Raw genomic sequence first — 5,105 nt, 5'->3', positions numbered from 1 at the left:
CGCGGGCGCGTTGAGCGGTGAGACGAACAGCCCTTCGTCCAGGGCGAGTTGGATCATCCGCACGGTCGTCTCGCGCAAGGGGCTGAGCCGCTCGCGGATGCCCTGCATGGTGACCGTCCGCTGCGCGAGCGCCACCAGCAGCCGGTAGCGGTCAGCGATCGTCCAGACGGCCAGCAGGGACCGGGCGCACGCCTCCAGCGGGTCGTCCACCCCCTCGTGCGCCCGGNNACGGTCCGCCGTACGACGCCTGCCGCGCGTGCGATCTGGTCCATCGAGGCGTCGGGGTCGCGCAGCAGCTCCGCGAGGGCGACGTCGAGGATGCGGCGGCGGTTGGCGTCGGCACGGGTGCCCGCGGCGCTGGTGCGGGGGGTGTGGGTGTCGGCCGGGGTCGGTGGCGGGCTCGCGGGGGTCATGGCGGCCATTGTGCCTCTCTGTGATCTGCGCGGCAGTGCACGGATCGAGTTGCACGCTGCTGTGCAGTCGGGGTAACTTTCACATCGTTGTGCAATTGCTCAACGATGTGCAACCCCGTCCCGAGCTCCGAGGAAGGCGAACCCATGCGACTCGTCATGAACCAACCGGTCGAGGAGATGGAGCGGCCCTACGCACGCCGCTGGTGGGCCCTCCTCGTGCTCTGCCTCAGCCTGCTGATCATCGTGATGGCCAACACGGCCCTCACGGTCGCCGCCCCCGACATGACCCGTGACCTGGGACTTTCCAGCGCCGACCTGCAATGGGTGATCGACGGCTACACCGTCCCGTACGCCGCCCTGATGCTCGTACTCGGCGCGATCGGCGACAAGTACAGCCGGCGCGGCGCCCTCGTCCTCGGCCTCGTGATCTTCGGCGGCGGCGCGGTGTTCGGGAACTTCGCGGACTCCCCCGGAACCGTCATCGCGGCCCGCGCGATCATGGGCGTGGGCGCCGCCATGATCATGCCGGCCACGCTCTCGCTGCTCGCGGCGACCTTCCCGCGCGCCGAACGCGCCAAGGCGATCACCCTCTGGACGGCCACGGCGGGCCTCGCGATCGCCGCCGGGCCCCTCGTCGCGGGCGCCCTCCTGGAGCACCACGGCTGGGCCTCGACGTTCCTCATCAACGTCCCCATCGCCGCGCTCGCCATCGTCGGCGCCCTCGCCCTGGTCCCGCCGTCCAAGGCGGGCGGCAAGGGCCGTATCGACTACGTCGGCGGCCTGCTGTCCGTCGTCTGGATCGCCGCGCTCATCTACATGATCATCGAGGGGCCGCACTTCGGCTGGCACGCGAAGGCGATCACGGCCGCGGTCGTGGCGGTGGCGGGCCTCCTCGCCTTCGTCGTCTGGGAGTTGCGTACGCCGCACCCCATCGTGGACGTCCGCCGCTTCAAAAACCGCCGCTTCGCCGGGTCCAACCTCGCCGTCGCCCTCTTCTTCCTCGCGGTCTTCGGCGCCTTCTACTACCTCACCCAGCACCTCCAATTCGTCCTGGGCTACGACGCGTTCGACACCGGCGTCCGCATGCTGCCGCTGGCCGGCGCGGTGTTCGCCGGCTCGGCCCTCACCGCCGTCTTCACCCCGCGCCTCGGCATGAAGTGGACGGTCGGAGCGGGCATGCTGGGCGGTACGACGGCCCTCGCGCTGCTGACGCAGATCAACTCCGGGTCCACGTACGGGGACTTGGTCGCGCCGTTGGTCATCCTCGGCCTCGCGATCGGCCTCGCGCTCTCCCCCTGCACCGACGCCATCATGGGCGCCTTCCCCGAGTCCGAACTCGGCGTCGGGGGCGCGGTCAACGACACGTCCCTCGAACTCGGCGGCTCCCTCGGCATCGCCGTCCTCGGTTCCCTGCTGGCGACGTCGTACTCCGACCACCTGTCGACGGCCGCGAAGGGCAGCGGCGTACCGGCCGACTCCCTTGCCACGGCCCAGGATTCGGTGGGCGCGGGGTACGCCGTCGCGCAGGGCGTCGCCGAGAAGGCCCAGCAGCTCGCGGCCCAGGCCGCCCACGCCACCGACCCCCACCAGGCAGCCCAGTTGAAGACCCAGGCGGCCGAACTCGCGCACGGGGCGCGGCAGATGGCGGACGCGGTGGGGTCGTCCTTCTCGGACGCGGTGGCGCACACGAGCCTGATCGGGGCGGCGATCCTGGGGGTGGGGACGGTGGCGGTGACGTTGCTGCTGCCGCGCAAGGGGAGTGAGGGCGCCGGCGAGGAGGGCGTTGTGGAAACGGTTGCTGAAACTCCCGCCGAAGTTGAGGAACCCGCCGTCAGCGGGGCACGCTGACCCCCGGGCCGATCCGACGTGCCGCTTCCCACCAGAGGGGAGCGGCACGTCTCTTCCGTCCCGGCACGCCTCTTCCGTCCCAGCGCGGCTTCTGGGCTCAGGCGAGCGGTACTTCGGCGTACGTCTCCCACTCGTACATCCGATGATCCCGGTGCAGGACGATCAACTCGGCGCTGGAGATGTGCGCTTGTGCGGGAGTGGGGTCGAAGCCGGCGAGGGAGCGGGAGATCGGCTCCGACGGCCCGTCACCGGCGCTGTAGGCGACGGAGACGTGCGGGGCGAACCCGGCCTGCTTCTCGGGGACTTCGGGGAGAACGTCCCCGATCGCGGCCCGGATGGAATCCCGGACAGCTCGGACCGGGCCCTCGGGTCGGACCGGCAGAAGCACGGCTTCCGGGTCCAGGACGGCCGAACCGATCCGGACGTCGAAGGCCGGGACGCGGGCGAGGTGGCCACGGGCCGCCGCGACGACGGCACGGACGTCCCTCTCGTCGACCTCGTCGGTGAAGCCGATCCCCTGCATGGTCAGGTGAAGCCATCGGTCGGGAATCGGAGTGAGGGCGTCTCCGCAGGGGGCGAGGGCGGTTCGGTACTGCCGGGCGAGACGGTGTACGTCGGTCTGTCCTGCGAAGGTCAGGTGCCAGGTGTAGAAGCGGCGCCCGACGCTCCAACCGGGGCGCCACCACCAGTGGTCGCGCATGCTCGCGGTCTCGGCTGTCATGCCCCGGATTCCATCACGCGGCGCCGTCGTCGCGGGAGAGGGCGAGGTGCCGTGCGCTCTCGGCGTGGGCGGCGACGGCCTTGTCGTGGGTGCCGAGGTGAGTCCAGAATTGACGGAGGAGTTCGCCGGGTGACAGGGCCGGTGAGTGCGGTCGCCCTCCGTCAGGCGTCCGGTGTGGCCTCGAAGCTGTACTCGTAGCCGACGGCCAGCCGGTACGGCAGGCACCACTCGCCGTACTCGATGACTCCCTCGTCGTCCCACAGCCGGTGGACGCCGGCCAGGATGGGGGAACCGATGCGTACGGCGAGGTAACCCGCCTCGCGGGCGTCCGCGTCCCGGCCGTGGAGGTCGTCGCGGCCCGCCTTGATCCGTCGGCCGGTCGCCTGCTGGATCTTCAGGAGCAGGCCGGGGGCGGAGACCCGGGAGGTCGAGAGCAACTCGGGTACGGCCGCGGCGAAATGGGCCGGGTGCCAGGTCACGTACAGGCCGGTCCGCTGCTGGCCCCTGCCGGTGTGCCACTGCCGTCGTACGACCTGATCGCCCTCGGCGAGGTCGAAGATCTCGGCCACGTACTGCGGCGGCTTGATGAGTTCGGCGGCCGTCACGACCATCGTCTCGCCCTCGGCCAGGACAGATCCTGTACGCAGGACGCGGGTGATCCGGTCGTACGAACTCGGCGCGACTTCGGGGGCGTTGGCGACGAACGTGCCCTTGCGGGAGGTCGTGATGTAGCCCTCGACCTGGAGTTGGTCGAGCGAACGGCCGAGGGTGGCGACCGATACGCCTTCCCGCTTGGCGAGTTCACGGACGGGCGGGAGTTTCTCGCCCTCCTTGAGGACGCCGTCGAGGATCCGGCGGCGGATGCGTTCCGCGACCTGCATGTAGGGGTGGTCGGTGTCCGGCACGGGGCCTCCAGGTGTGTCCTAGGTCAGGGGTGACTGTACTAGGACACGGGTAATTCGGGTGGGGGAAAGGTGCAAGTTTCGCTGGCGCACTGTCCTAGGTCACGCTAGCTTCTGACCTAGGACAGTCTTGAAGGGCTCGGCGGTCGCGCATGTGGCCTGCCGTCATTCAACTGCGAGGGGGCACCAGCATGTTGGACGCCACAGATCGGCCCGGGGACGGTTCCCGGGGCCCCGGTATGACGATCCACGTCTACACCGTCGACCGCCACGGCACCGTCACCAGCGATCACGGCACCGTCTTCGTGCCGTCCGAGCCGCCCCGGACGCCCAAGCCGCTGTTCGACAGGCCCGCGCCGTGCGCCTGCCCGGGATGCCGGGCGGAGCCGAAGAACGGCGCGGTGGGGGCCCAGTCCCCGACCCTCCCCGCGCTGCGCGCCGAGGCCGCCTGGTTCCTCGCGCAGGAGACGCTGCCCCGACACCAGACGGTGACGCTGATCGGCACGGAGCTGGCCGCCGGCCTCGTACGGCTGATTCCGCAGGTCGAGCAGGACGCCGATCCGCGTGCCCTCGCCGAGGCCCGGCGCAGCCTCGACACCCCCGAACAGCCGGGGCCGGCCGGGGAGGTGGAGCGGGTGAGGGGGCTCGCGCGGTCCGTCGTGGCGTTGGGGGAGTGCTACGACGCGGTCGCCGGCGCGAGGGGGACGCGTCCGTGAGCGACAGGCGCAGACGACTGCTGGCCGCCGCCTACTTCGCCGTCCTGCTGACCCCCGTGACGGCGCTGGCGTGGGGGATCGCCGATGGCTGAAGCTCTCGTCACCGCTCCCCGCTTTCTTCGCGGGTGGCCGTACCGGGTCGGCTCCGGCTTTTCGGGCCCCGCCCGGTCGTGTCGGCGAACCACGGCCGGACGGTTCTCTCCGGCTCTTCGATCGTTCGCCGGACGACCCCGAGCACACAGCCCACCATCCGCGCGCCGCGGCCGTTCTCACGTCGAGTTCTCACCTGCGCCCACTAGCGTCCCGCCCCGTGAACAAGCAGAGCGTGGAGGCGCGGGGGATGAAGGTCGACTGGGACAGGCGGACGTGTGCGCGGAAGGGGCATGTGACGTATGCGCCGAGTGAGGGGCGGTTCGCGGAGCGGTTGCGGGCGGTGACGGCGTTGGGGGACGCGTGGCGGTGTCTGCGGTGTGGGGATTTCGCGTTGGGGGAGCCGCAGGGGAGG

General features: G+C 71.0%; 4 protein-coding genes and 3 pseudogenes. 3 read left to right on the top strand and 4 right to left on the bottom strand.

The features are described from left to right. Together AOK24_RS45520 and AOK24_RS50355 are read right to left on the bottom strand one after the other, a co-directional pair. Positions 1 to 226: pseudogene (locus AOK24_RS45520) on the bottom strand (TetR/AcrR family transcriptional regulator); the annotation flags it as partial. A gap of 2 nt (positions 227 to 228) precedes the next feature. Further along, positions 229 to 422, bottom strand: a pseudogene (locus AOK24_RS50355) (TetR/AcrR family transcriptional regulator); the annotation flags it as partial. 135 nt (positions 423 to 557) lie between these two features. On the opposite strand from AOK24_RS50355, the gene AOK24_RS08060 reads away from it, so the two are divergent. Next, positions 558 to 2,261 carry an MFS transporter gene (locus AOK24_RS08060; protein ID WP_055719355.1) on the top strand — a complete coding sequence of 568 codons (1,704 nt, stop codon included), beginning with the start codon at positions 558 to 560 and terminating at the stop codon, positions 2,259 to 2,261. Between the two features lie 97 nt (positions 2,262 to 2,358). Here the strand turns inward: AOK24_RS08060 and AOK24_RS08055 are convergent, their stop codons facing one another. Beyond that, positions 2,359 to 2,982: a 2'-5' RNA ligase family protein gene (locus AOK24_RS08055; protein WP_079056712.1), complete on the bottom strand. Its 624-nt coding sequence runs from the start codon at positions 2,980 to 2,982 to the stop codon at positions 2,359 to 2,361. 161 nt (positions 2,983 to 3,143) lie between these two features. Then, entirely contained in the window at positions 3,144 to 3,887 is a 744-nt protein-coding gene (locus AOK24_RS08050) for a GntR family transcriptional regulator (protein WP_240553730.1), read from the bottom strand. A gap of 236 nt (positions 3,888 to 4,123) precedes the next feature. On the opposite strand from AOK24_RS08050, the gene AOK24_RS08045 reads away from it, so the two are divergent. After that, positions 4,124 to 4,600, top strand: a complete 477-nt coding sequence (locus tag AOK24_RS08045) for a DUF6415 family natural product biosynthesis protein (RefSeq protein ID WP_055719354.1) — start codon at positions 4,124 to 4,126, stop codon at positions 4,598 to 4,600. A gap of 340 nt (positions 4,601 to 4,940) precedes the next feature. Continuing rightward, positions 4,941 to 5,105: pseudogene (locus AOK24_RS08040) on the top strand (DUF2127 domain-containing protein); the annotation flags it as partial.

It is taken from the genome of Streptomyces niveiscabiei (assembly GCF_001419795.1).
Lineage (GTDB): Bacteria > Actinomycetota > Actinomycetes > Streptomycetales > Streptomycetaceae > Streptomyces > Streptomyces niveiscabiei.
This window is presented reverse-complemented; position numbering and strand designations above follow the sequence as displayed.

What these genes read in the sequence shown, in the direction of transcription:
- AOK24_RS08045 (WP_055719354.1), top strand. Translation starts at nt 4,124, where the DNA reads ATGACGATCCACGTCTACACCGTCGACCGCCACGGCACCGTCACCAGC.
- AOK24_RS08055 (WP_079056712.1), bottom strand. Translation starts at nt 2,982, where the DNA reads ATGACAGCCGAGACCGCGAGCATGCGCGACCACTGGTGGTGGCGCCCC.
- AOK24_RS08060 (WP_055719355.1), top strand. Translation starts at nt 558, where the DNA reads ATGCGACTCGTCATGAACCAACCGGTCGAGGAGATGGAGCGGCCCTAC.